Raw genomic sequence first — 2,815 nt, forward strand, 5'->3', positions numbered from 1 at the left:
CATCGAATCCCCCCAGCCCCCTTTGCAAGAGGGAGTATGGTTTTTTTGCTGTTGCCTGTTCTCCCCCTTGCAAAGGGGGGTGGGGGGATTCGGTTTGTCCTGTTGAGAACAACCCAACGTCAAACCTGTTTCTTGTTCTTCCGGTAAAGGAGCTGTAGCTTTTCGTCATAATCCATCAAATGGAAGTCAAAAACATGATGCGGCTCAAAAAGCAAAGGCCGTTTTTGCATGAACCGGTCTTGCAGGACTTCCTCCACTTCCAAGTCCCGCTTCCGATGGCTCAACTCACAGTTGGCCAACAAGCGAACGTCTTCCAACCAGCCGAAATCCTTGTCCGAAAACGTCACTGCATCCAAAATTTGTCCGGCTTTTGTAAGATCGGATTCCAGTTGCGACTCAAGTATTGCCAATTGCAAGGCCCAGTAGCCGCGAAATGTGGCGCGTTCCCGCCGATCACCGATCATCGTCCTGACATATTCCAGCCAAGACCCCGTATTCCCTCGACAAGATTCCAAATGCGCTCGCCGATATTCGAAATCATCATGAAAACGCCGGCAGGCTTTTTTGGTGATTTTTAGAAATTCATCGATTCTGCCCATACGGACAAATGCTACGGCAAGGGTTCCCCAGGGATTGTTAAAAAAGGGCAAACCGCGCATGTACACAAACGTATCGTCAATGCCTCCAAGCTTGTGGTACGCGAGCCAGACGGGCCAAAGGTATTCGACGGCCTTTTCATATTTTCCCCAAAGACAGGCATACCGCGCCTGTTCCATGGAATAATGGCCGGACAACGCGGGGAATCGGGTCTTGTCGAACAGTCGAAACATTTCTTCGACATTGCCGACATGCTCATGCTCCTGTCCAAGACAAAACAAAATGTCATTTGAGTCCGGAAATTCGATGGCCCCCTGTTTAAAACGCGCCATGGCGGCCGGGCGGTCGCCCCTCCTGCAAGCCATGCACCCATAATAAAAATACCAGCGCTCTTTTTCCGGCGGTTGAAGAACCTGGCAGTCCGTCTTGAGCAGTTCCGTTTCCAAATCATCCAGGCGTTTTTCCTTTTCAAGCCGCTGAACCAGCGAGTCGATCCGGTTTTCCGCCATTGCCCCGTTTGGCTTGCGTCCGCTCAGGCTTGCAGTGAGACAAGTCTTTCCACGCAACAGAAATTGCATGGCCTCATTAAGCCATTGCCGGATTTGTGCGAACGTTTTTATCATAGCATGTAGGGCGGGGCTGAGGATGTTGTTGGGCAATAGATTTCTTACGCCGCTCACAGCGAGCGTGTCTTGATACAGCTGAACGATTTCACTGTCGGCCAGCGACCTCCTTATCACAAGAATTTGCGAAAAGAAAGTAAATCTAATTTTTTAAGAAGATTTTTGTGTATTCAATTGTTTTGCAAAACTCTTTTAAGTCCTGTGACAAATTTTGCAAAACTTTGCGAACGAATAACATCTGGATCGAGGTATGGCCCGATAGCCCGTGATCCAGAAATTTTTTGGTACGAGGGGACAATGTGTTTGAGGGTTTGTGCAGGAGAAGGATAGTCATCAGGAGAAACATAAAGTCGCTTGTTTTGATATTTTATCAATCCACCGATACTCATCCCCAACTCGACAGCGGCAAGTTGCGCCAGATACCAGCTTTCCAACTCAAAACAGGCGATACGCACCAAACTTTCAGGTTTCCCTGCTTCAACGCATTTTTCAACAAGTCCTTTTTTGAGGATTTTGCAGTCTCCACCATCTTTGTCGCGCAAAACAACAAATTTGGCGTTTGGGACAAGATAGCCACGCAAACGGCGAACCAAATTTTTTTCAAGATCTTGTTTGCCCTCGAATACGATGTAACGACAATGGGTATTTTGGGAGAGCAGTTTCGGTAGAAATCCTTTCAACATTGCCTCGGCGGAAGGTTCCTCAAGAAGAAAAACTAATTCGCTCATTGTGGATCGGAACCCTCAAAAAATCCTTGCTTCCAGAGATAACCCATTTTGTCGCCATCATCCATATATTTTTTAATTTGCATATCTTCGGAGGCACGGTGAATTGTTGTGTAACCTTGCTCTTTTACCAACCAGAAAACCTCATCAAACTGGGCGGCATTCAGGAAATCAGGCGAATGTGTCGAAATGAAAACCTGCCCGCCAAGCTCTGCATACCCACGAAACTCCTCGGTCAGCTCCCAAAGCAATTTTGGATATAATTGATTTTCCGGTTCCTCTATGCATAAAAGAGGATGAGGCTTTGGATCGCATAAAAGCACCAAATACGCAAACATTTTTATGGTGCCATCGGATACATACTTGGCGAGAAAGGGATCCTCGAACGCACCATCCTGAAAACGTAACAGAACGCGCCCCTCTTCCGTTGTTTTTGCCTCGACATTGGTGATGCCGGGCACACGTTTTTTCAGTTTTTCGATAATTCTGTCGAATATGGATTTATGGCGCTTATAAAGAAATTCTGTTACCAAAGATAAGTTTTCACCTTCTTTTGACAGATGCTCGGCATAACCGGCTTCTTGTTCAGGGCGAGCCCGCTGGATATGAAAATCAGAAACATGCCAGTTGGAAATGAGATCCCCAAACGCCAAGGCCGCAGGGAATTTTTTAAACTGAGCAAGTCCTTTGAGCGCAAGGGTGTCGCGTGATTTCAAAGTTTGCGGCTCTCTTTGCAACTCTTCTTCCTTGTTTACACTGTCAGGCTCATTCACCACTGCCCACCCTTCTCCTTTTGAAAAATCAAGAAATTTCCAAGGTTGGCCTTTGCTGCCACGGCGATATTTAAGGGTTTCCTGGGCGATAAAAGGC

Annotated in this window: 3 protein-coding genes; all 3 read right to left on the minus strand. The window is 47.0% G+C overall.

From position 1 onward, the window contains the following. Positions 1-119 precede the first annotated feature (119 nt). Positions 120-1,220, minus strand: a complete 1,101-nt coding sequence (locus HY877_07385; protein ID MBI5300094.1) for a hypothetical protein — start codon at positions 1,218-1,220, stop codon at positions 120-122. A 170-nt stretch (positions 1,221-1,390) separates the two neighbouring features. Next, complete coding sequence (locus HY877_07390) at positions 1,391-1,948, minus strand: DUF4276 family protein (GenBank protein MBI5300095.1); 558 nt, start codon at positions 1,946-1,948, stop codon at positions 1,391-1,393. Then, positions 1,945-2,815, minus strand: an 871-nt coding sequence (locus tag HY877_07395) for an AAA family ATPase (protein ID MBI5300096.1), incomplete at its 5' end; no start/stop codon positions are given. The genes HY877_07390 and HY877_07395, both read right to left, overlap by 4 nt.

It is taken from the genome of Deltaproteobacteria bacterium (assembly GCA_016213065.1).
Lineage (GTDB): Bacteria > UBA10199 > UBA10199 > SPLOWO2-01-44-7 > SPLOWO2-01-44-7 > JACRBV01.